Origin of the sequence: Methylophilus sp. YYY-1 (assembly GCF_029132825.1) — a bacterium.
GTDB lineage: Bacteria > Pseudomonadota > Gammaproteobacteria > Burkholderiales > Methylophilaceae > Methylophilus > Methylophilus glucosoxydans.
Genome location: NZ_WOVG01000005.1, coordinates 91,773 through 114,455 on the forward strand (window position 1 = coordinate 91,773; position 22,683 = coordinate 114,455).

Here is a 22,683-nt window from a genome sequence, read left to right on the forward strand (position 1 = left end):
ACTGGTCAAAGTCACCGCTTTAGACTAGAATGCCGAACAGTTGTCAGGTGCCTGCGGCTGCGTTCTTGCAGACAAGGGTGAAACTGGGAAACAGGTGCGCGAACCTCGTTCGCAATGCCTGTGCTGCCCCCGCAACGGTAAGCAAGTGCGGGTCTATCCATACGCCACTGAGTAAAAACTTGGGAAGGCGATAGACCAAAACTTGCCAGCCCGGAGACCGGCCTTATAACTTAAATAAGCATGGAAATACCGCGGGGTGACGGTTTCAAAACGAATGACATTCTCAAGCTATTAAATGTCTCCATCAATGTCTTTGATGTTGAGCCTGTCTACCTTGCGTTTCCTTTTTACTTTTTGCATGCGGGGTCGCATGCATTATCGGAAACAATCATGAATAAAAAAATCATTTTGGGACTCATCGCCCTTTCTCCTACGCTTACTCAAGCGCAAGAAGTCTTTTCAAATAGTAGTAGTGAAATTGCTTCACTGTCTTTGGATGAAGTTACTGTAACGGCAGCCAGGGTTCCCGTTTCGACTAAAACAGCTACTGGAGATGTTACTGTCATTACTCACGATGAAATTGATCGTTTAAAAGGCAGTTCACTTCCTGACTTGCTCAGATTGCAACCGGGTTTACAAATTTCCACCAATGGAGGCATGGGAACCGCAAGCAATGTATTTTTACGTGGCACCAATGCGGAACAGGTTGTGATTTTAGTGGATGGTTTGCGCATTAATTCGGCAACATTGGGTACGACTGCGATTGAAAACCTGCCGCTTGCGTTGATAGATAGAATAGAAATTCTTCGTGGCCCAGCTTCCAGCCTGTATGGCGCAGATGCCATTGGCGGAGTTATTCAGATATTTACTCGGCGGGGGAAAACCGATCAAACAAGATTTTTTGGTAGCGTAGGCGCAGGTAGCTATGATACCTACACAGGTAGCGCAGGGTTTGGCAGCCGCTATCGTGCCTTGCAATTTGGGGGGCAAATAAACAGCTATGACACACGCGGCATATCTGCCAAGAAACACCCACCTCAAGCCATTGATCGCGATCGGGACGGCTATCGTAACTTGAGTGGAAGTGCCTATGCCGACTTAGAGTTCAGAGAAGGACACAGCCTGGGCGTCAACTTCATGGAATCTGATGGACGGAATGATTTTGACAATGCATATAACAACTACTCTACAACCAATCAGCAGGCCTATGGCGCAACGCTCAAAAATCAACTTACTGAACATTGGAACAGTACCTTAAAATATGGAATCGGTCGCGAGCGCTCGTTTAGCCTGAATAGCGCTACCAGTAATAGTAAATTCGACTCAAAGCAGACGCAGATCACATGGCAACACGATTACTCCCTAGCTGTTGGGACCTTAACATTTGCCTACGATAGACTCGAACAAGATGTAGATACTTTGTCAAATGGCATTCCAAGCATTAGCAGAACAAGAAATGATGACGGCTTTCTGGTGAGCTTTGTGGGAAACCGTGCTGCACACAGCACCCAGATGTCAGTGCGTGAAGACCATAACAGTCAATATGGCAACTACGTTACGGGCGGTTTTGGTTATGGTTATACATTTTCGCCAGAATGGAAAGTCACTGCTCAATATGGTTCTGCATTTAGAGCACCTACATTTAACCAATTGTATTTCCCTAGCTTTGGTGATCCAACGCTCAAACCAGAAAAGTCTGATAACTTTGAAATGAGCCTGCGGTACCAAAACACCGCCATACAGGCCAAAATGACTGTATTTGAGAATCACATTCGCGACCTGATTCAGAACGTTGGGCCTGCAACCTCAGGATGTTCCTTTACAGGATTCTGCCCCGTCAATGCCGGTAAAGTTGTTATTCAAGGACTAACCATCGAGGGAGGTGCCATGCTGGACGATGAATGGCAACTCGCTGGAAACCTCACTATTCAGTCCCCAAGAAGCGATGATACAAATAAACTGCTGCCAAGAAGAAGTCAGCGCTATGGCAATTTGCAGTTGCTATATAAATCAGGCAATTGGAATGCTAGCACCGAACTCTCAGCATCATCAGCTCGTTACAACGACGCGGAAAATAATTTCAGATTAGGGGGCTACACTTTATTAAACGCTTCGCTTGGCTATCAGTTAGCTACCCACTGGAAACTTCTCGCGCGGGCAAACAACCTTTTGAATAAAGATTATGCATTGGCAACCACCAAGAGCTCGTTTTCGCCCAACGCGCCTGATTACAACACCATGGGTACCAACGTCTTTATCAGCCTGAATTACGATATGAAGTAAACCGGGAACGGGGGATTTTGCCCAAGCCCGTGCGAATTGGGCTAAAATCCACGTCTTATAATTAACCTTAATTTTGGAGTCGTTGGCATGCCACGTAACCTTTCAACTCAGTCTCTGGCAATTGGCTTTCTCATTGCCTTGATGGTCATTATCACGCGTGGTCATCATTTTGCTTCGATTGATTTTTTACCGAGCGCTTCTTATGCAGCGTTTTTTATCGCGGGTTATTACCTGCGCTCAACGCTGGTGTTTGTGGCCTTGCTGGGATTGTGTGCTGCGCTGGATATGGCAGCCATCACCTGGGGCGGCGTGAGTAATTTCTGCGTGACCCCTGCTTATGGCTTTTTGTTGCCGGCTTATGGCAGCATGTGGCTGGCTGGCCGTTGGACTGCGTCGAACACTGCCTGGCAATTAAGCAGCCTGTTCAAGCTGACAGGGGCGGTATTGGTGGGATCTGTGCTTGCTGAGCTGTTTTCCAGCGGTGGGTTTTACTTCTTTGGTGGCCGCTATGCCGAACCGACCCTGGTTGAGTTTGGCGCGCGTCTGGTCAAATACTTCCCGAAACAAATCGAAGCGATTGCATTTTGGGTCGTGGTTGCAGTGATTGCACATGTGGCATTTGGCCTGGCCAAGCGCTCCGTGCGCGAAAACGCTTAAGTATTACGCACCATGGAAACCAATGATCGCGACAGTCGCCACAAGGCGCGCATGATCCGCAAAAAAGCGGTCATTGACGAAAAAATCGAGCAGGCCAACCAAGAAAAAGGCCTGTTACTCATCCTCACAGGCAACGGCAAAGGCAAAAGCTCTTCTGCCTTTGGCATGGTGGCCCGCTCGCTGGGCCACGGCATGCGTGTTGGTGTCGCCCAATTTATCAAAGGCCGTTCAGATACGGGCGAAGAAGCCTTTTTTCGCCAGCACTCTGCTGTCACCTGGCATGTGCTGGGCGAAGGCTTTACCTGGAACACACAAGACCGCCAACGCGACACCGAAACCGCCATGCGTGGCTGGCAGATTGTAGCGGAGATGCTGCAAGACCCGGCCATTCAGCTGGTGGTGCTGGATGAGCTCACCTACACCTTCAAATATGGCTACCTCGATGAACAAATGGTGTTGGACGCCATCGCCAAACGCCCACCCATGCAACATGTGGTCATCACTGGCCGCGGCGCTTCCGAGGCATTGAGAAACGCTGCCGATACGGTGTCTGAACTGATGGATGTCAAGCATGCCTGGCGTGCAGGCATCAAGGCCCAGGCCGGGATAGATCTGTAATGCAAGCAACCGCGGCAAGCTGCCGCGCCATGTTAATGGCGGCCCCGGCGTCTGGGCAAGGCAAAACCATGGCTACCGCGGCCTTGGCCCGGGCTTATAAAAACCGCGGCCTGCGCGTGCAGGCGTTCAAATGCGGGCCGGACTTTATCGACGGCATGATTCTGCAAGTTGCGACTGGCAAGCCAGTGTATAACCTCGACCTTGGCATGTGTGGTGAAGCCGATGCACAACGGCTGCTGCACAAGGCAGCCCAAAACAATGACGTGATTCTGCTCGAAGGGGTGATGGGGCTGTATGATGGCAAGCCTTCATGCGCCGATATTGCCGAGCGCTTTGGCATCCCTGTCGCACTGGTGCTTAATGCCAAAGCCATGGCACAGACCTGTGCCGCGGTCGCCTATGGTTTGTATGGCTTTCGGCCCGCCCTTCAGCGCGCCGGAGTGATTGCCAACCAGGTCGGCAGCGAGGGTCATGCCAATATGATTAAAGAAGCACTCCCCACGGACATCCCCTGGCTGGGTGCCATGAAATATGACACGCAACTGAGCTTGCCAGAGCGCCATCTGGGCTTGCATCTTGCTCAGGAAATCACGGACATAGACCAGCGCATAGAAGCCGCTGCGCAACTGCTGGGGCAAGACATGCCATTGCCGCCGAGCGTGCAGTTTGCCGCACCCGAACAGCAGGCGATAACACCATTATTGCAAGGCAAAACCATTGCCGTGGCTAAAGATGCTGCTTTCTGTTTTACCTATCAGGCCAATCTGGATCTGCTACAGACACTAGGCGCACAGATTGCATTTTTTTCACCCTTGCACGATACGCAATTACCGGCTGCGGATGCTTACTGGCTGCCGGGTGGCTACCCGGAATTGCATCTGGAGCGACTGCAACACAACCACAGCATGCGTGAAGGTTTACGCGCAGCCGCCGAATCAGGCAAACCCATATTGGCCGAATGTGGCGGCATGCTGGCACTCGGTGAAACACTAAATGGACAACCCGCCTTCGGCCTGCTCCCCGGCAGCGCCGCGCTTCAGCCCAAATTGCAAGGCCTGGGCACGCAGCATGCAACCTTTTCAGCGGCTGACAACAGCGCAACTGGCGATGACGCGACGACGATAGGCGCGCACACTTTTCACTATGCCCGCTTTGACACCGACTTGCCGGTCATTGCGCAAGGCAAAGGTAAATATGGCGCTGGCGAGCCGGTCTATCGCCATCAATCCATCACTGCCAGCTTTTTGCACTTTTACTTTCCGTCTAACCCGGCACTGGCCGCACAATTTTTCATGCCATGAGCTTTGCCTATTCAGATGCCGACAAAGCGGCGATATACAAGGTAATTACCGAGCGACGCGATATGCGGCATTTTTTGCCCACGCCTATCGCCCCCGAGTTATTGCAGAAATTACTGCAAGCCGCCCATCACGCGCCCAGTGTCGGCCTGATGCAGCCATGGCGGTTTATCCGCATCAGCGATGTCACATTGCGAAAAGCCATCCACACGCTGGTCGATGAAGAACGCAAACTCACGGCCCAGGCCATCGGCGAAGTTGAAGACACGGCGCGCATGGCCGAGTTTATGCGCCTCAAAGTGGAAGGCATTCTGGACTGTGGCGAGGTGCTGGTCGCCACCTTGTGCGACCAGCGTGAAAAACACATTTTTGGCCGCCGCACATTGCCAGAAATGGACCTGGCCTCGGTCAGCTGTGCGATTCAAAACTTGTGGCTGGCGGCGCGTGCCGAAGGCATAGGCTTGGGTTGGGTCAGCCTGTTTGACCCGCACCAACTGGCGCAATTATTGAATCTGCCCGAGGGCGCCAAACCAGTCGCCATTTTATGCTTGGGCTATGTGAATACGTTTTACAAATCGCCCATGCTGGTGGAAGAAGGCTGGACGACAGAAAAACCGCTCGCTGACATGCTGATGGAAAATGGCTGGCAACCTCACGAAAGCACACAAACATGAAGCGCTGGCCACAACGCATCGTCTGCCTGACCACCGAAACGGTGGAGGTACTGTACCTGCTGGGTGAGCAGGACCGTATTGTCGGTATTTCCGGCTTTACCACGCGCCCGGCCATCGCCCGCAAAGAGAAGCCAAAGATCAGTGCCTTTACCAGCGCCAATATTGAAAAAATCCTGGCGCTGCAGCCTGACCTGGTGCTGTGCTTCTCTAACTTGCAGGCTGATATCGCGGCCTCACTGATCAAAGCCGGTTGCCAGGTGCATGTGTTTAACCAGCGCAGCCTGGATGAAACACTGCAGATGATACTCACCGTCGGTAATCTGGTCGGGGCCAGCGAAAAAGCAGAAGATTTAGTAGCACGCTACCAGGCACAATTGGGGGCAGCACGCCAGCAGACAGCCAGTTGGCCGCGCAAACCCAAGGTCTATTTTGAAGAGTGGGATGAACCCATGATGTGCAGCATCCGCTGGGCGGCTGAATTGATCGCCGCTGCCGGCGGGCAAGATTGCTTCCCTGAATTGAGCCAGTTTCACAGTGCCAGGGACCGCCAGGTCACCGCAGCGCAAGTGATTGCAGCACAACCGGATATCATCATCGGCTCCTGGTGCGGCAAGAAATTCCAGCCGGAAAAAGTCAAAGCCCGCCCAGGCTGGCAAGCGATTCCTGCCATCCAGCATGGGCATCTCTATGAAATCAAGTCGGTCGATATCTTGCAACCAGGCCCCGCGCTGTTTAGCGAAGGCCTGGTGCAATTGCAAACCATTATTCAACGCTGGCAACAACAAGGGGGTCACGCATGACTACGCACCTGATTTTAGGCGGGGCACGCAGCGGCAAAAGCGCCCATGCCGAGCGGCTGGCCTCGGCACTTGAATGCCCGGTCACCTATATCGCGACGGCCCAAGTCTACGATGACGAATTTGCCAAACGCGTGGAGCATCACAAAACCCGCCGTCCGCCTTACTGGGGATTGGTCGAAGCGCCATTCAACCTCGGGCAGACCTTGCTAGACAACGACGCACCAGACACCTGCCTGATTGTCGATTGTTTAACCTTGTGGCTGGCGCAATGCATCTGCCCGGACTGCGAAAAACCGGAACGCTTGGACTGGCAGGCAGAAAAACAGGCGCTACTGGCGGCCTTGCCGCAATTGCAAGCACACGTATTTTTAGTGAGCAACGAGGTCGGCATGGGCATTGTGCCCTTGGGTGAAATCAACCGCCAGTTTCAGGATGAACAAGGTCGCCTCAACCAGCACGTGGCAGCGGTTGCAAACCACGTGAGTTTTATTGCCGCAGGCTTGCCATTAACGCTTAAATAACAAGAAAGACCTGTATGAAAAGATTGTCCCTCGCCCTGCTCGCTTTAGTCACCGCTTTGGCTGCCGAGGCGCATGTGCCCTTTTTAAAACCTAACCAGTTCAATGTGACGCATCATCGGCTAACCATTGAATCTGCGTTTACCGAGTTTCCATTCCAGGCCGACTTCGCCATGGACTCGCCTAACTTCACCATCACGTCCCCTGCCGGCGAAGTGACTGCCATCAAACCGATCGCCAAAACCAAAGCGGCGGTGTATCTGGAGCCCGAATTAAAAGAAGAAGGCAGCTACCGTATCAGCACCGGCCAGCGTGTAGGGCCTGTTTATAAAGCAGTAGAAACGCCGGATAAAAAACTGTATTTTGCGGCAGATATGAAACGGGTTAGCGGCAAGCCGACCACCATGAACTATTACAGTTATGCCGACACTTATATTTTCAAAGGACAACAGAAATACAAACCTGTGCCTTTAAACAAAGGCCTGGAAATTATCCCCTTGGCCTCGCCCAATGGTGTGCAATTAGGGGGTGAACTCAGCTTGCAAGTCCTCGAACATGGCAAGCCGGTGCCTAATGCACGCATTATCGTGGTTACCGATAACGAGCACTTTAGCAAGCGCCGCATGGAAGACCTTTACGATGTTGAAAACGTCAGACCGTCCAACCTCCATGCCAATCAGCAAGGTGAGTTTACCTTCAAACCACAAAAAGCCGGGTTGAATTTCCTGTTTGTGACGGTGCATCACCAGCTCAATGAAAACCTGTGGGAAAGCCTGAATGCTTCGCTGACGCTGGAAGTGAATTTACCGCCAGAGACGGAAAACAAGCCTTAAAATGACTGCTTTCAGGCATTGAAGGGAAGCAGCATGCAAACGACGACTTTTGAACTGAGAGGCGAATACATCGCACTCTGTGACTTGCTCAAACTCGAAGGGGTAGCCGACAGTGGCGGTCAGGGTAAGTCTATGGTGGCGGAAGGATTGATCAAGGTTGATGGCGAAATTGAACGCCGAAAAACCGCCAAAATCCGCGCCGGGCAAGTGGTGCAGGCGTTTGAACAGACCATCCAGGTCGTGGCTGCTTAATCTGGCTTAAAGTCTTGCGGCAGATAAGCCGCCAGCGCGGACCAGTTGAAGTGCTGCTGCACACTGTCTGCCAATTTTTCCAGGCTCTGCTCACGCAATTGCGTGTAATCGTAAGCTACTTGCTCAGACAAACCAGCCCATTGCAACCAGGCAGCGCAAGCTTGCGGATGGTCAAACAGGCCATGGATATAACTGCCTGCCACCTGGCCATCTTCGGATAACGCCCCCTCTGCCTGGCCACTCAGCAGATGCACCGGGCGTGCTAATGCCCGTCCGGTACTGACGCCCATATGAATTTCATAGCCTTGCAATTGGGCATTGGCAAACGCCAACTGACCTGACACCTGCTTGAGCTGTTTGTGCGCCTCAAGGGTGGTTTCCATTTCCAGCCAGCCCAAGCCGGCACTACTGCCTATCTCGCCCTCCAGCCCTAGTGGATCATGCAATTGCTGGCCCAGCATCTGAAAGCCACCGCAAATGCCCAGCACTTTGCCACCATAACGCAAATGGCGCGCGATCCGTGGCTCCCAGCCATGTTCACGCAAGGCCGCCAGGTCACCGCGTACATTTTTGCTACCAGGCAGGATGATAAGATCAGCCGCCGGCATCTCTTCACTCAACCGCACAAATCTGAGATCGACCTGCGGGTGCAAACGCAAGGCATCAAAATCAGTATGGTTGGCGATATGCGGAAATATGGGCACGACGATGGTCAACTGTATGTCTGATTTGCGTGCGCTTGTGGTGGCTACCGCATCTTCTGCTTCCAGATGCAAGTCATGCAGATACGGCAATACGCCAATCACGGGCTTGCCTGTGCGTTCCTCCAGCCAATCCAGCCCTGGTTGCAGCAAGGCAAGATCGCCGCGGAATTTGTTAATCACAAAGCCGATCACCCTCGCCTGTTCGCTTTCAGATAACAACGCCAGCGTACCAACCAGGTGGGCAAATACGCCACCCTTATCAATATCAGCCACCAGAATGACGGGGCAATCCACCGCCTCAGCAAAGCCCATATTGGCAATATCGTTGGCGCGCAGGTTAATTTCAGCCGGGCTGCCCGCGCCTTCGACCACAATGCATGCATATTGCTGCTGCAAACGCGCATAGGATTGCAGCACGGCTTGCATGGCGGTCTTTTTGTAGTCGTGGTAAGTACTCGCTTCCTGGTTACCCACCACCCGGCCATGAATGATCACCTGGCAGCCGGTATCCGAGTTAGGCTTGAGCAAGACCGGATTCATATCGGTATGCGGCGGCAATCCGCAGGCCATGGCCTGCACCGCTTGCGCACGGCCAATCTCGCCGCCGTCTTCAGTCACCGCCGCATTGAGCGCCATGTTTTGCGGCTTGAATGGCGCCACCGCCACCCCGCTGCGGTACAATACGCGGCACAATCCGGCCACCAGCGTACTTTTACCGGCATCCGACGTGGTGCCTTGAACCATTAATGTTTTCACTGCCTGCTTATACATCCCCTGATTATCTCACACTCGCCGGGATTGCCTGTGGCGCGGTGCTGCTCGATTTCTGGCTTGGCGAACCCAGGCGCTGGCACCCATTGGTCGGTTTTGGCTGGTTAGCGTCCAGGCTTGAAAAACGGTTGAATCCTTTATCTAGGCAACCGTTACGCGGCCAATATATCAGTGGTATCGTTGGTGTGCTCCTGCTGGTGTTACCAGTGCTGATTGCGGTGGTATTACTGATGCAAGTCTCCGTCTGGCTCGCGCTCGCATTGCATGTGTATTGCCTGTATTTTGCCATTGGTCAGCGCAGCTTGCGCCAGCATGGGCTGGCTGTTTATCAGGCCTTGCTGGCCGGGCAATTTAAGCAGGCACAGCTTGCCACCTCCTATATGGTCAGCCGCGATGTGGAGGCGATAGAGCCGGTCAGCGCAACCATAGAATCCGTGTTAGAAAATGGCAACGATAGTGTATTCGGCGCCCTGTTCTGGTTTTTTGTCGCGGGCGGCCCCGGCGCGCTGGCTTACCGCCTTGTGAATACGCTGGACGCCATGTGGGGCTATAAAACGCCACGTTATTTTTATTTTGGCTGGGCCGCCGCACGGCTGGATGATGTATTGAATTACATTCCGGCCCGCCTCACAGCCATCACCTATGCACTGCTCGGACACACCCGCCTTGCCTGGCAATCCTGGCGATCACAGGCATCGTTATGGGATAGCCCGAACGCAGGCCCGGTCATGTCCGCTGGGGCAGGCGCACTCAATGTACAGCTCGGCGGGCGCGCCCGCTATCATGGCGAATGGCATGAGCGCCCGCGTCTGGGCACCCACACGCCCCCTACTGCAGAGGATATCCCACGCGCATTGCAACTGGTGCGCAATGGCATGCTGAGCTGGCTGATGGTGGCGCTATTGATTGGAGGGTTAGCCTATGCTTGAGCACGGCGGCAATTTGCAGCAAGCGGCACAGCAATACGGCAGACCACTGGCCGACTGGCTGGATCTCTCGACCGGCATCAACCCGCAACATTACCCGATCCCCGCACTGCCCGCCGCCTTGTTTCATCGGCTGCCTGCTGCGGCGGACAGTTTGCACGCCATAGCAAAAGCCTATTACGGCGCACCGCATGTGCTCGCCTGTGCGGGCTCACAAGCGGCCCTGCAAGTGTTGCCGCGTTTGCGCGCGCCATGCCAGGTCGCCATGCCGCGCACCATGTATCAGGAACACGCACATGCCTGGCAACAAGCCGGCCACCAACTGCACTTTTTTGAACAGTCCCCAGACGACGTCCTGTTGCAACAATGCGAGGTGTTACTGGTCTGCAACCCCAACAACCCGACCGGCCAGAAGTACGCCGCTGAGACGCTGCTTGCCTGGCATGCCGCATTAGCGCGGCGGGGCGGCTGGCTGGTGGTGGATGAAGCGTTTATGGACAGCACGCCACAACACAGCCTCGCCAGCCAGAGCGGTCAGGCAGGGTTATGGGTGTTGCGTTCACTAGGCAAGTTTTTTGGACTGGCCGGGCTCAGGGTCGGCTTTTTACTGGGGGAGCCTACGGCCCTGGCGCAAGTGGCCGCTCTGCTTGGCCCCTGGACCCTTGCCGGCCCCAGCCAATACCTGGCCGAGTTGGCCCTGGCGGATCGGTCATGGCAGCAACAGATGCGTGCACAGTTGCCTGTGCAATCGGCGAACTTAGCGCAACTGCTGACGCAATATGGACTGCCCGCTTACGGCGGCACGGATTTATTTCAATATGTACAACATCCTGGCGCGCACCAGTTTCACCAGTCTTTGGCCCAACATGGTGTGTGGACGCGTTATTTTGCCGCGCCACAAGCGCTGCGGTTTGGATTGCCCGCTGAGGCCGACTGGCCGCGGTTGGCGCAGGCGCTGGGATCACTTACCGTTTAACCCATTCACCGCCTGCACAATGGCAGCCAGGTCCCTGGCATGCGGCGCCTCACTTGCCTGCAAGCCCTGCCATACACCCTGCCGATTCTCCAGCGGTTGATTCTGACTCACCTTCCATTTGCCAGTCAGTTGCGTGATTTCTATCGAGATGCCCACGGTCGCCTGCATCATCCGCTCAATATCGTCAGCCGGTGCATCTTCAAGCTGCCACGGCTGTTCAAACTCGGCCTCATGCTGCGCAGTCAGCGCCCGCAAATGCTCGCGCAACCAATCCGCCTCTTCAATCAACCGTAATTGACCTTGCACGTGGACCACCACGTAATTCCAGGTAGGCACCCCTTTTCCACGCTGCGTTTTGCTGGGGTACCAGGAGGGCGAAACATACGCATGCGGACCATGAAAAACCGCCATCACGGCTTGCGCTGACGCATTCTGTTGCCAGTGTTGCCAAAGCGGATTGGCACGCGCCAAATGCCCGCATAAGCGACCGGCCTGCAAAGACAGCGGCAGGTGGTTCACCTCCAGTCCGGTCGGCAACGAGGCAATCAATGTCGCAAAAGGATAGCGATGGATCAATGACAGCAGGGCTTCGTCACTCGATGCAGAAAAATGTTTAGGGAGATACATTGGACTCATCCTGCGCCTGATTGGTGACAGGCGACAGCCACAACACCTGCCCCCTGACCATCACAGCCGCCTGTCGCGTTTGGTTACCAGGGTCGCATCCCAAAGGACGAGTCAGGTTTTGCAGGCATACCGGCGGCTGGCTGGGGGATAGCGCTTGTTGGTGAAAGGGATGTGCAGGGATCACACATGCAGCCAGTAGTGTCAGCACCAGCACACTGCTCAGAACCAAAGACATGATGACGCTCCTTCATGAAAGATAGCGTGATCGTAATCGCCAAAACCAGTACACTACATATACACTTTATACATCAATCTACAAAACTGTACAGGCCCATCTACCATGCCAGTCACACAGCCGCTAATCACCATTAACCCGCTTGAACCGATACCACTGGTTGAGCAAATTGTCAGCGGGATCCAGCAACAGATCGCACAGCGGGTGCTACGCACCGGTGCGCGCCTGCCGTCTATCCGTGATTTTGCCGCGCAACATGGGGTCAGCCGCTTTACCGTGGTCGATGCTTATGATCGCCTGGTCGCGCTGGGCTACCTGCTGTCGCGGCGCGGTTCTGGCTTTTATGTGGCTCCCGTCACCCCTTTGCAAACGGCGGTAACAGATACGTCTTATCTGGAGCGGGCAGATGATGTATTGTGGCTGTTGCATAATACTTTCAGGGATGTGCCAGAGGCGATCCGGCCGGGCTGCGGCTGGCTACCCAAGGATTGGCTGGATCAAAAAGTCATTCAAAAAAGTCTGAATGAATTATCCAGAAAGTCTGGCGGCTTTTTAACCAGTTATGGCGACGTCAGCGGCTATTTACCGCTCAGGCAGTTGCTCGCCCAAAAAATCCTGGGCGAGATCGGTATCCACGCTGAGGCCTCGCAACTGCTCATCACCAACGGCGCTTCGCATGGGCTAGACCTGATCGCCAGACTCATGATCAAAGCGGGCGATGTGGTGCTGGTGGATGATCCCGGCTATTACACCTTATTTGGCCTGCTCAAATCCATGGGCGCCCAGATTGTTGGCGTGCCGCGCGGACTCCATGGTCCCGATATCGCACAGCTGGAGCAGCTGTTGCACATACACAAGCCCAAGCTGTTTTTCACCAACACCGTGCTGCATAACCCGACCGGCACCAGCACCAGCCTGGCGGTGGCACACCAGTTGTTACAGCTGGCAGAAAAATATGGTTTTTATCTGGTGGAAGACGATATTTATGGTGACTTTCACCCACAGACGGCGGTCAGGCTCGCCGCCCTGGACCAACTCAACCGCGTCATCTATGTCAGTAGTTACTCCAAAACAATTTCTGCCAGCCTGCGTGTGGGCTTTATCGCCTGCCAGGCAGAATTGGCGCGCAGGCTGCTAGACCTCAAGCTCCTGACAGGGCTGACCAGCTCTGAAATCAACCAGCGCGTGATGTACCAAATCCTGGTGGAGGGCAGGTATCGCAAGCATATGGAGAAAGTACGCAACCGCCTGGCAGTCAAAAGAGGGCAAGTCATTCAGGCACTAGAGCAATGCGGGCTGACGCTTTACACCGAACCGGCCGGAGGCATGTTCGTCTGGGCCAGCCTGGGCCATGGCAGACAGGCGGCCGAAATCGCCAGTCTGGCGACCAGACAGAACGTCATGCTGGCCCCTGGCAACTTGTTCAGACCGTATCAGGAGCCTTCATCGTGGTTGCGCTTTAACGTGGCGCATTGCGAGGGCGACAAGGTATTTGAGCTATTAAGCACCGCCTAGCGTCTTAACGGGTTTACAAAACCGACCTTGGGAATCGCACCTGACACATTCAGGTGGCGATGCTGGCAACGTGACGCTGCTGCCGCTCAGGTTAACAGGGCACCCAAGAGTAGGCGTCGGCGGCCCGCCCTGCCCCATGGAGGCCTTGGCGTTAAGAGCACCCGGGCCGGTCAGGCAACTGGTGCTGTGCCTGATCTTCGATGACCACGCGCCGATTGGGTTGCAAACATAGAATCAGTGGCTCTCCATGTATGCCCTGACAGCTGACTTTGGGATCGGCCTCGCCTTTGCCTACACTTTTCAGTCGGCCGGACGCTACGCCTGCCTGCACCAGATAGTCTTTGACCTGATTGGCTCTTTGTTCAGAAAGCCGCTGATTGTATTGTTGCTTGCCGATGCGATCGCTGTAGCCGGTCACCATCACCAGCTCAAATTCAGGATGCGCGTTTAACTTGCTCACCACGTCATCCAGCAATGGTTTTGCGCCTTCACGCATCTGGGCTTTATCAAAATCAAACAGCTTTTCTGCCGACAGCGTAATTGTTTCAAACTGGGCTTTGCAATCAGGAGGCGGCGCGGCGACCGGGAGAGTCGCCGTTGTTCTGGGCTCAGTTTGTGTGGCTGGTGGCATGGGGCGTGTGACCGGGGCATTGGGTGGCGGCATGTCGTTTGCAGCTAGGATGGCCGGCGGCGGTGCGCCAAAACGCCACATACCGCCGATATTGAACAGATCGTTAGCAATGGTGCCTGAGGTATCCACGCTGGTACCCGGTGCATGGGCATCAGACTTTGACCATTGACGTCGCCAATCCACCTGTACGCCAAAGCGATCGCTGATGATCCATTGCGCGCCCAGACCGGCATTGCCCATCCAGGAGGTGCGCATTTCATGATGCAAGCCAGGCAGATTGCTGTAATCCACATTATTACGTGCGACGCCGCCGCCTATCAGTAAAAATGGCCGTAGCGCCTGACGGCTGAACAGATATAACACGTCAGCACCCAGGGTGATTTGTTTGTAATGCCCGCCGACGCCGGCGATGCCGGTATCTTCAGCCACGCGATTGTAAGTAAAACCGCCTTGCACATCCCAGTCAGGCGAGAGCTCCTTGCCCAGCTTGATAAAAAAGCCGCCGCCATGCTGTTTGGCATCCAGCTGGTCATCGGTGCGCAGGCTGCTGGCACCCGGTAACACATACCAGTCGCCCTGATACATCTGTCCGGCATGTACCATGCCGATGTTCAGGGATAGCAAGGTGGCTAGAGTGATTGTTTTAAGCGGAACATTCATGACAGCAGGATGCATACGATGCCTTAAGTAAGTAAAAATGGGTTGCATGAACCAGTGCGCAAGCCTGGCCAAGCGACATGTTGTCAGTCAATTAAATCCGTCCGGTCAACAGCAAGATGAGCAACACCAGCAATATCACCCCCAGCCCGCCGCTGGGCAGATAGCCCCAGTTCTGGCTATGCGGCCAGCGCGGCAAAGCACCAATCAGCATCAATATAAAAACAAGGATCAAAATCTGTATCATGGTCATGGTCTTCTCCGTAGGCAGCGTCAGCAAGTGCGCTTATTGGTGCGTGATGTTGTAACGCAAGGCATCAATCTGGTCATGCGTGAGCGTGCACTCTGCCGCTGTATGGTTTCGAGTGATCTTCAATATGAACCCGGCGCATCTCCGCGCCTGAGTTTTGTCTCTGTTAAAAAACTACTGTATCTTCAATTGATTATCGACTTTGCTCACCTCGGGCATCGCTTGCACAATCTCCACGGCCTTATCGCGGCTGGCCAGCGAAGTGACCACCCCATTCAGAGTGACGACCCCGTTGAGGGTGCTGACCGCAATATCCATGCTGGCAAGACTGGACTCGGCCAGAAACGCAGCTTTAACCTTAGTGGTAATAGCCGTATCAGAGAGCGCTTCCTTTGCGGCATCCGTCTTGTTTTCCAGTGGGTCTTGGGCCTGGCCCAGACGCTGCTCGGCACTTTCGACGGCCTGGTCTATCTCCTTACCCACATCCTGTGCGTTCTTGGGGTCATTGCAGGCGGTCACGGCCAGACCACACAGCCCGGCGATAAAAATATGCCTGATTGCTAAACGATTCATTCCCTGCTCCTCAATTTGTTAATCGCAGCCAGGTGACGATTGCATCACGCCTGCCCGGCCATGCTGAAAACACAAGCTGCGTGTTGATTGCTGCCATTATTGGAATGAATGCACCCGGGGTCTGTGCGTTAGCGCGCTTAGCGGGCAGCCACCGGAATCATAGTCAGCCACTGCATCTACAACTAGCGCACAGACTGGGTGTTGATGCGGAGATAAGCTCTTTATGTACGCTTACTCAACCCTGACTCAAGAGGTCTCAACATGAATACGATGAATCACAAAAGCAACAACCTGCTGGCTGCCATACTGTTTATATTGCTGACAGGATGCGGTGGCATGACCACACGAGATAAAAGTACAGCGATTGGCGCTGGCGTGGGCGGTGTGGCAGGTGCAGTGCTGACGGGGGGAGGTGCACTGGGTACGGTGGGTGGGGCAGCCGTTGGCGGCATCATTGGCAACCAGATTGGCAAAGACAAAAAATAAGCGGCTACGCATGCCGGAGCGTCCTCGGACACTGTCGGCACTCACACAAAAAAACATCCCCCGCGGCGGATGCCAACAAGAGATGCAAGACGATGCGCTACACTACTTTAGTTGGCCGATGCCGAGCTTTTCCAATCCTTCATGGCTTGCTCGCCAGAGCGATCTACCTGAATCTGATTGTTTTCTGTTGAAACGACCCAGCTCAGCGGGATAAAGTGGTGCTGGCCGCTTTTATCCTTCATTAATTTAATCGTTTGCTCACCTTCCATATGGTCGACCTTGGCAAACTCATTGTTTTGCGAACAGACCACCGACATATCCGGCTTGATGTCACTTGCTTTGACTGTATTCATTGTTCTCCATTCCACTTGTACCAAGTGTTTGCGTTTAGGGCCTTAGAGTGTCGCAGCCTTTTTAAGCCCCGACTGTAAGCTAGCCCACGCTTGGTCAGACAGCGACGAAGCGGGATTCCCCTCCTGCCAATGTCAGAACAGACTGGTTTTTAGAAACGCATGCGTGGTGACCCACATGGAGAGCGTGCATGCAAGTGATACAAGCCTGATACTAACGATTCACAAACGTAATTTTGGGAATTTCCCCGAAAAATTCCATGCGGGTCAAACTGGCGTAATCGATATGCAACCGGAACAAGCCTTTGAGTTGCATATTCAGCACATGGGCAATCAGCGCGCGTATCATGCCGCCATGGGTGACTACCAGCACATGTTCACCGGCATGGCGGGCTTGTATCTCTTGCAAAAAGTCCACACCGCGCGCCTGTAACTGGGCAAAGGTTTCGCCTTGTGGCGGCGAAAGTTCGGCATAGTTTTTGGCCCAGACATCAAATCGCTCACGCGGAATATCGTTCCAGGCCTGCATCTCCCATTCGCCAAAGTGCAGCTCCTTGAGGCGCACATCGGCCTGAATGTCTCCGGCATGCCCCAGGCCGTGGGCCAGACCCAGTGCGAGTTTGTGGCAGCGCTGCAAAGGGCTGGTATAGAGGGCGTGGAAAGCATCGGCTTGCAGCTTTTGCTGCACGCTGGCCAACTCGTGATGAAAGTTGGCCGAGACATCGACATCGCTTTGTCCGTAACAGATGCCTTCAGCGATTTGTAAACTGGTGTGTCTCACCAACGTCAATTTCATGCCAAGCGCTCCCAGGCCAGCAGGCCCAAATAAAAAGCGACTTCAGTCAGTTGCTGTGTCGCACCCAGCGTATCGCCGGTATACCCTTGAATCTGTCGTAACATCGTTTGCCGCCACATCTGCCAGACCACGAGCACAGGCAAGCTGGTGATCAGTAAAAAATATCCGGCAGCCATCAATGACTGATTGATGCCCAGCATCAGGGCGAAGCCCAGCCAGCAGAGCATGCCGAAGACGCTGGCGCACAACACGTCCTGCCGGGTCAGCGTAGTGGCTAGCGGTTTGGCCTTGCCCGCAGTGCGCACATAGTTGGCCGTCGCCATCACATACACCGCCGCCAGTCGGCTCAGGGCATGGCTGGCAATCAGGGCAAACGGCAAGATAGCGGGCGCAAGCGCAGACAAAGCCTCAAACTTGAACAGCAAGATGCCCACCAGCGCAATGGCGCCGTAGCTGCCAAGGCGAGAGTCATGCATGATCTCCAGCTTGCGCTCGCGCGTCATGCCTCCGCCCAAGCCGTCCGCACTGTCGGCCAGGCCATCTTCATGAAAGGCGCCTGTGGCAAGGATGGTGGCAGCCATGCTGCACAACACGGCCAATGCCGGGTTGAATAGCCCATGCGCCAGCCACCAGACCATGGCGGCCAATAAGCCCACCAACAGGCCGACCAACGGGAAATAGCGGGCCGCCTGATTCAGATCACTTTCTTTAAAGTCAGGCAGTGCTGGCACCGGGATACGCGTAAAAAACCCCACGGCCAGCAAAAAGGAACGCCATTGCGATTTCACTGCACTTGCTCGCTGACGCCAGCACTCTCAAAGCTGGCCATTTCGGTGAGAAAGGCAACCGCAGACTGCAGCAAGGGATAAGCCAGTACGGCGCCGGTGCCTTCGCCCAGACGCAAAGACAAATGCAGCAAGGGCTGCGCCTTGAGGTGTGCCAGCATGATGCCATGGCCACTTTCGTCAGAGCAATGTGCAAAAACGCAATAGTCGACCACCTGCGGATACAGCTTGGCGGCCACCAGCAAGGCCGAGGTGGCAATAAAACCATCAATGAGCAAGGTGACACGGGCTTCGGCAGCGGCAAGCAATGCCCCAACCATCATGGCGACTTCAAAGCCGCCAAAAACGGCCAATGCATGCAGAGGATCGCTGGCAGGCACATGATGCGCTTGCAAGGCGGAAGTGAGCACCGCCAGTTTGTGCTGCAACCCCTTGTCGCTGACACCGGTGCCACGCCCCACACATTGATGCATGGGTAAGCCACACAGCACACTCATGAGGCAACTGGCGCTGGAGGTATTGCCGATGCCCATCTCGCCCAGTGCCAACACATTACAGCCCTGGGTAATGGCATCCCTGGCAATTTGCGAGCCGCGGTAAATCGCCTGTGCGCATTGCTCGGCCGTCATCGCCGGCTGATGCAGAAAACTGGCGGTGCCCATGCCCACCTTGGCATCAATCAACTTGGGGTGCGGGGCGAATACGGCATTGACGCCGCTATCCACCACATGCAGCTCAAACCCATGCTGGCGCGCAAACACATTAATGGCGGCACCGCCATTTAAAAAGTTGAATACCATTTGCGCCGTCACCGCTTGCGGATAAGGGCTGACGCCTTCGGCGACGATGCCATGATCACCTGCAAACACCAGCATGGTGGGCTGTTGCAACACCGGATGTACGGTTTGCTGGATCAGCCCCAGTTGCATAGCCAGGGCTTCCAGCCGCCCAAGGGCGCCTAAGGGTTTGGTTTTTTGGTTGATCTGCTGGGCCAGCGCGGCTTGCAGGGTCTGGTCTTCGATGGGGGTGATTTGAAATGTTTGCATATTGTTATTTTACCGGGCAAAAAGGTCAGTCTGGCAGAATTGTTAAACGCTTTGGCGTCTACACCGCTGCCTGAATAAAAAAGCCCCGCAACTGCGGGGCAAATGGCTAAGGAAGCAACACGTGAATCAACCTATTTTAACGGGAACATAGAGTTTGCTGTCCCCACGCATGACCAATAGGGCCACATTCTTGCTGTTTTGCGTTAACTTGTCCTGCAACTGGCTGACGCTTTTCACCTGATCGCCATTAACGGCTAGAATGACGTCACCTGGCTGGATGCCGGCATTGGCGGCAGGACCCTTACCCACCTCTTCCACCAGCAAGCCCTGCTTCAGTTGCGTCTGTGCCAGCTCTTGCGAAGTGAGCGGGCGCACACTCACCCCTAATCTGGCTTGCTTGCTATCCATGCTGGCAGCAGGGTCTACCTGCGCGGTTTGCATTTCATCAATACGCACAGTCAGTTTTTTGAGCTGTTTGTTGCGCCAGACTTCAACGCTGACCGTACTGCCCGGCTTGATACTGCCCACCATGGGCGGCAAGTCGCTGGAGCGGTCTATGCTCTGACCATTAAACTTCAAGATCACATCGCCAGGTTCTAGGCCGGCTTTATCCGCAGGGCCATTTTTCTCGACATTGCTGACCAGGGCACCATTGGGGGCCTGCAAGCCAAATGAAGAAGCTAAATCCTGGTTAATGGCTTGCACACCAATGCCCAGACGGCCACGGCTGACTTTACCTTTTTCGAGCAACTGCTGCTCAATGCCCATGGCCACATCAATCGGGATCGCAAATGACAGGCCCTGATAGCCACCGCTACGGCTGTAAATTTGCGAGTTAATGCCAATGACCTCACCATTCAGGTTGAAGAGCGGCCCGCCAGAGTTACCGGGGTTAATAGCCACGTCAGTCTGCAGGAAAGGCACATAGCCCTCGTCTGGCAAGGCGCGGGATTTGGCCGAGATAATGCCTGCCGTCACCGTGTTGTCAAAGCCGAAGGGCGAGCCTATTGCCACGACCCAGTCCCCCACATTGCTGCTTTTGGTACTGCCAATACGGACAGTCGGCAAATCTTTGGCATCAATTTTCAGCACCGCCACATCGGTCAGCTTGTCCACGCCGACCACCTTGGCTTGGAACTCACGCTTGTCAGACAGTTTGACGGTCACCACATCGGCTTTATCCACCACGTGGGCATTGGTCAGGATCACGCCATCAGACTTGACGATAAAGCCTGAACCCAGGCCATTCATCGGCGTTTCGGTTTGTGGCATATTGGGCTGAAACCGGCGGAATAACTCAAACATGGGGTCGCTAGGATCCATGCCCGGAATCCCGGCGGTTTTCACGGTGCCACTGACGCTGATATTCACCACTGCAGCGCCCTGGGTAGACGCGATACTGGCAAAGTTAGGCAGCGTGATATAAGCACTTGGCGCGGTCATGGTTTTGGCCGACACCGGCGCAGTCGCCTGCGCATGATTCACCAGCGTGTAGCCTTTCATCCAGTAGCCAGCACCAAACAGTGCTGCCACGGCCAAAGGCACAGACACCCAATGCGTCAATTTTGATTGTAAGAACGCTTGCATCACAGTTTCCTTTCTTCTGCATCAATCAAGTTGTGTCCTTTCTTGCAGGACCATTCAGCGCTTATGAGCTTTAAAACAGGGCCTAAGTTTCCGAATTTTTGTAACCGAATTGTATCGGGAGAAATTCCCGCTCATCGTCACACCAACATCACCCCTAAAAAGGGTCCGTGTTACACTGCGGTCTTTGCTTTTTTGAATTGGAATGGCAAACCTCGCCCGTTTTTTAAAGCCTTATTGGCCGCGGCGCATGACCGGGTCGATGCGCGATTACGCACGGGCGGCGCTGGGCGCGGGCCTGGGGATTTTGCTCACTGGCGGGATGGCCGGCCTGGTCATCGCAGAAGCGCCAGCTGCAGACTGGCATACTGCTGTTTTCCTGATTGCGCCCATGGGGGCCTCCGCTGTCATTTTGTTTTGTTTGCCATCCAGCCCGCTGGCACAACCGTGGGCCTTGCTGGCAGGCAATACGCTTGCCGCCTTAAGCGGGGTATTGTTTGCGCAATGGTTGCCAGATTTTCCGGTCACCGCCGCAGCGCTTGCCATGCTGTCGGCCATTGCGTTGATGTTTGCCTTTCGTTGCCTGCATCCGCCTAGCGGCGCGGTGGCCCTGACTGCCGTGTTGGGCGGCGAACCAATCTGGCAACTCGGCTTTGGCTTTATCTGGTGGCCGGTGCTGGCAAACAGCCTGTTACTGGTACTCACAGCCTGGATTTACCATCGTCTGACCGGCTATCGATACCCGGTGGCGGATCATGACCATGCCGCAGCGACGCCCACGCATATGCGCTATCAGTTTGGATTCACGCCTGAAGATTTGCAGCAGGCACTGGGGCAGTCTCACGAAGTGCTGGACATTCACCCTTCGCAATTACAACACCTGCTTGAGCAAACCGAATTGATTGCCTACCACCGTAAACTGGAGGCGATTACCTGCGAACAGATCATGCGGCCAGTGGAGACCACCTTTGAATATGGCGACCCTCTGGAAGCCGCCTGGCACACCATGCTGGCGCAGACCGAGCCTGCGGTGCCTGTAGTCAACAAGGCAAAGCTGGTGATAGGGATATTGAGCCTGTCAGACTTTGTGCGGCATGCCCAGGCGAGCAGTTATCGCGAAGTGGGGCCTGCCCTGCAGCGACTGATCCGCTGGTCACCCACCACGCATAGCGACAAAGCGGAAGTTGTCGGCCAAATCATGACCACGCCAGCCATCACCATCCAGGCCCAGATGCATCTCATGCATACCATTCCGCTCATGACCAGCCATCACTTGCAATTGCTGCCCGTGGTGGATGCCTCCAACAAACTGGTCGGCCTGCTGACACAAACCGACGTGATCCGCGCACTTTACCGCTAGGACTTGCCCGCCTGTTTACGCGCCGGTTTTTCCAATTGCTGATACGGCACGATCACTTCGCGTGAGGCAAGCACAATCTCGCGCAAGAAACAGAGCAGTCCCAATATCAGTGACGCCATCGAGATAATAAACGACACCATCACCAGGTGCGGCAAGCGCAAGCCGGTTTCCACCGAAATAAACATGCTGGCGATGGAGACACAAATACACAAGGCGGCAAACGTGGCCAGGCCAATCGCCCGGCGCAGCCATTTGGTGCGCCTGACAATAATCTTGAGCTCATCCTTGAACCGCTCACGCTTCTCCTCCGGCGTATCGGTTAAAAACCTGGCACGGTCAATCGAGCGGCCCAGGCGGCCAATTAACACGCCGAGAATCGACCCGATGCCAGTGAGCAAAAACACGGGCGCCACCGCATCACGGATCGCTTCCGACACACTGTGGATTTCTATCATGGTATTAATCATGCGCTGGCGAA

At 54.6% G+C, this 22,683-nt stretch carries 26 protein-coding genes and 1 riboswitch; of the genes, 14 read left to right on the top strand and 12 right to left on the bottom strand.

Annotation, left to right across the window (positions count from 1 at the left end; translation table 11 throughout):
- The first annotated feature begins 28 nt into the window (after positions 1-28).
- A riboswitch (cobalamin riboswitch) is annotated at positions 29-241 on the top strand.
- The 9 genes from GOC95_RS13465 (at position 241) to GOC95_RS13505 (ending at position 7,933) form a co-directional block, all read left to right on the top strand.
- On the top strand, positions 241-2,283 hold the full coding sequence (locus tag GOC95_RS13465) for a TonB-dependent receptor (RefSeq protein WP_275357731.1): 2,043 nt from the start codon (positions 241-243) through the stop codon (positions 2,281-2,283). It overlaps the preceding riboswitch by 1 nt.
- Before the next feature lie 87 nt (positions 2,284-2,370).
- Positions 2,371-2,940, top strand: a complete 570-nt coding sequence (locus tag GOC95_RS13470; RefSeq protein WP_275357733.1) for a hypothetical protein — start codon at positions 2,371-2,373, stop codon at positions 2,938-2,940.
- A 12-nt stretch (positions 2,941-2,952) separates the two neighbouring features.
- Positions 2,953-3,558, top strand: a complete 606-nt coding sequence (gene cobO, locus GOC95_RS13475) for a cob(I)yrinic acid a,c-diamide adenosyltransferase (RefSeq protein ID WP_275357735.1) — start codon at positions 2,953-2,955, stop codon at positions 3,556-3,558.
- Positions 3,558-4,859, top strand: a complete 1,302-nt coding sequence (locus tag GOC95_RS13480) for a cobyrinate a,c-diamide synthase (protein ID WP_275357737.1) — start codon at positions 3,558-3,560, stop codon at positions 4,857-4,859. The genes cobO and GOC95_RS13480 overlap by 1 nt, the downstream gene beginning before the upstream one ends.
- Positions 4,856-5,530, top strand: a complete 675-nt coding sequence (gene bluB / locus GOC95_RS13485; RefSeq protein WP_194748842.1) for a 5,6-dimethylbenzimidazole synthase — start codon at positions 4,856-4,858, stop codon at positions 5,528-5,530. Before GOC95_RS13480 ends, bluB begins: the two co-directional genes overlap by 4 nt.
- Positions 5,527-6,330: a cobalamin-binding protein gene (locus GOC95_RS13490; protein WP_275357739.1), complete on the top strand. Its 804-nt coding sequence runs from the start codon at positions 5,527-5,529 to the stop codon at positions 6,328-6,330. The genes bluB and GOC95_RS13490 overlap by 4 nt, the downstream gene beginning before the upstream one ends.
- A complete protein-coding gene (gene cobU, locus GOC95_RS13495) occupies positions 6,327-6,851 on the top strand; it encodes a bifunctional adenosylcobinamide kinase/adenosylcobinamide-phosphate guanylyltransferase (protein ID WP_275357741.1) in 525 nt (174 codons plus the stop codon). Before GOC95_RS13490 ends, cobU begins: the two co-directional genes overlap by 4 nt.
- 14 nt (positions 6,852-6,865) lie before the next feature.
- On the top strand, positions 6,866-7,681 hold the full coding sequence (locus GOC95_RS13500; protein WP_275357743.1) for a DUF4198 domain-containing protein: 816 nt from the start codon (positions 6,866-6,868) through the stop codon (positions 7,679-7,681).
- 33 nt (positions 7,682-7,714) lie between these two features.
- Positions 7,715-7,933, top strand: coding sequence for an RNA-binding S4 domain-containing protein (locus tag GOC95_RS13505; protein WP_194748846.1), 219 nt, complete (start codon positions 7,715-7,717; stop codon positions 7,931-7,933).
- On the opposite strand, the gene GOC95_RS13510 is transcribed toward GOC95_RS13505, so the two are convergent.
- Positions 7,930-9,381: a cobyric acid synthase gene (locus GOC95_RS13510; protein WP_275357746.1), complete on the bottom strand. Its 1,452-nt coding sequence runs from the start codon at positions 9,379-9,381 to the stop codon at positions 7,930-7,932. The genes GOC95_RS13505 and GOC95_RS13510 overlap by 4 nt on opposite strands.
- A 2-nt stretch (positions 9,382-9,383) precedes the next feature.
- On the opposite strand from GOC95_RS13510, the gene cbiB reads away from it, so the two are divergent.
- On the top strand, positions 9,384-10,337 hold the full coding sequence (gene cbiB / locus GOC95_RS13515; RefSeq protein ID WP_275357747.1) for an adenosylcobinamide-phosphate synthase CbiB: 954 nt from the start codon (positions 9,384-9,386) through the stop codon (positions 10,335-10,337).
- On the top strand, positions 10,330-11,310 hold the full coding sequence (cobD, locus tag GOC95_RS13520; RefSeq protein WP_275357749.1) for a threonine-phosphate decarboxylase CobD: 981 nt from the start codon (positions 10,330-10,332) through the stop codon (positions 11,308-11,310). Before cbiB ends, cobD begins: the two co-directional genes overlap by 8 nt.
- Here the strand turns inward: cobD and GOC95_RS13525 are convergent.
- Positions 11,296-11,937 (bottom strand): FMN-binding negative transcriptional regulator, encoded by a 642-nt coding sequence (locus tag GOC95_RS13525; RefSeq protein WP_275357751.1) that lies wholly within the window; start codon positions 11,935-11,937, stop codon positions 11,296-11,298. The two genes, cobD and GOC95_RS13525, sit on opposite strands and share 15 nt — an antisense overlap.
- On the bottom strand, positions 11,924-12,172 hold the full coding sequence (locus GOC95_RS13530; protein WP_275357753.1) for a hypothetical protein: 249 nt from the start codon (positions 12,170-12,172) through the stop codon (positions 11,924-11,926). Before GOC95_RS13530 ends, GOC95_RS13525 begins: the two co-directional genes overlap by 14 nt.
- A gap of 105 nt (positions 12,173-12,277) precedes the next feature.
- On the opposite strand from GOC95_RS13530, the gene GOC95_RS13535 reads away from it, so the two are divergent.
- Positions 12,278-13,687, top strand: coding sequence for a PLP-dependent aminotransferase family protein (locus GOC95_RS13535; protein WP_275357754.1), 1,410 nt, complete (start codon positions 12,278-12,280; stop codon positions 13,685-13,687).
- A gap of 151 nt (positions 13,688-13,838) precedes the next feature.
- On the opposite strand, the gene GOC95_RS13540 is transcribed toward GOC95_RS13535, so the two are convergent.
- The 3 genes from GOC95_RS13540 to GOC95_RS13550 form a co-directional block, all read right to left on the bottom strand.
- Positions 13,839-14,993, bottom strand: a complete 1,155-nt coding sequence (locus tag GOC95_RS13540) for an OmpA family protein (RefSeq protein ID WP_275357756.1) — start codon at positions 14,991-14,993, stop codon at positions 13,839-13,841.
- A gap of 76 nt (positions 14,994-15,069) precedes the next feature.
- Entirely contained in the window at positions 15,070-15,228 is a 159-nt protein-coding gene (locus GOC95_RS13545) for a DUF3309 family protein (RefSeq protein ID WP_275357757.1), read from the bottom strand.
- Positions 15,229-15,399: 171 nt separating this feature from the next.
- A complete protein-coding gene (locus tag GOC95_RS13550) occupies positions 15,400-15,798 on the bottom strand; it encodes a BON domain-containing protein (protein WP_275357758.1) in 399 nt (132 codons plus the stop codon).
- A gap of 261 nt (positions 15,799-16,059) precedes the next feature.
- Between GOC95_RS13550 and GOC95_RS13555 the strand changes: the two genes are divergently transcribed.
- Positions 16,060-16,284 (top strand): glycine zipper 2TM domain-containing protein, encoded by a 225-nt coding sequence (locus tag GOC95_RS13555; protein ID WP_275357760.1) that lies wholly within the window; start codon positions 16,060-16,062, stop codon positions 16,282-16,284.
- A gap of 107 nt (positions 16,285-16,391) precedes the next feature.
- Here GOC95_RS13555 and GOC95_RS13560 read toward each other — a convergent pair whose 3' ends face one another.
- From GOC95_RS13560 to GOC95_RS13580, 5 genes are all read right to left on the bottom strand, one after another.
- Complete coding sequence (locus GOC95_RS13560) at positions 16,392-16,637, bottom strand: DUF2171 domain-containing protein (RefSeq protein WP_194748856.1); 246 nt, start codon at positions 16,635-16,637, stop codon at positions 16,392-16,394.
- A gap of 211 nt (positions 16,638-16,848) precedes the next feature.
- Positions 16,849-17,430 carry an alpha-ribazole phosphatase gene (cobC, locus tag GOC95_RS13565; protein ID WP_275357761.1) on the bottom strand — a complete coding sequence of 194 codons (582 nt, stop codon included), beginning with the start codon at positions 17,428-17,430 and terminating at the stop codon, positions 16,849-16,851.
- Complete coding sequence (locus GOC95_RS13570; RefSeq protein WP_275357763.1) at positions 17,427-18,218, bottom strand: adenosylcobinamide-GDP ribazoletransferase; 792 nt, start codon at positions 18,216-18,218, stop codon at positions 17,427-17,429. Before GOC95_RS13570 ends, cobC begins: the two co-directional genes overlap by 4 nt.
- Positions 18,215-19,261, bottom strand: a complete 1,047-nt coding sequence (cobT, locus tag GOC95_RS13575; RefSeq protein ID WP_194748859.1) for a nicotinate-nucleotide--dimethylbenzimidazole phosphoribosyltransferase — start codon at positions 19,259-19,261, stop codon at positions 18,215-18,217. The genes GOC95_RS13570 and cobT overlap by 4 nt, the downstream gene beginning before the upstream one ends.
- Before the next feature lie 126 nt (positions 19,262-19,387).
- Complete coding sequence (locus GOC95_RS13580; protein ID WP_275357765.1) at positions 19,388-20,848, bottom strand: DegQ family serine endoprotease; 1,461 nt, start codon at positions 20,846-20,848, stop codon at positions 19,388-19,390.
- 247 nt (positions 20,849-21,095) lie between these two features.
- Here GOC95_RS13580 and GOC95_RS13585 point away from each other — a divergent pair, with 247 nt between their 5' ends.
- A complete protein-coding gene (locus GOC95_RS13585; protein WP_275357766.1) occupies positions 21,096-22,205 on the top strand; it encodes an HPP family protein in 1,110 nt (369 codons plus the stop codon).
- On the opposite strand, the gene GOC95_RS13590 is transcribed toward GOC95_RS13585, so the two are convergent.
- The gene (locus GOC95_RS13590) at positions 22,202-22,660 is read right to left on the bottom strand and encodes a DUF2721 domain-containing protein (protein ID WP_275357768.1); all 459 of its coding nucleotides are present in this window, start codon (positions 22,658-22,660) and stop codon (positions 22,202-22,204) included. The genes GOC95_RS13585 and GOC95_RS13590 overlap by 4 nt on opposite strands.
- Positions 22,661-22,683 lie beyond the last annotated feature (23 nt).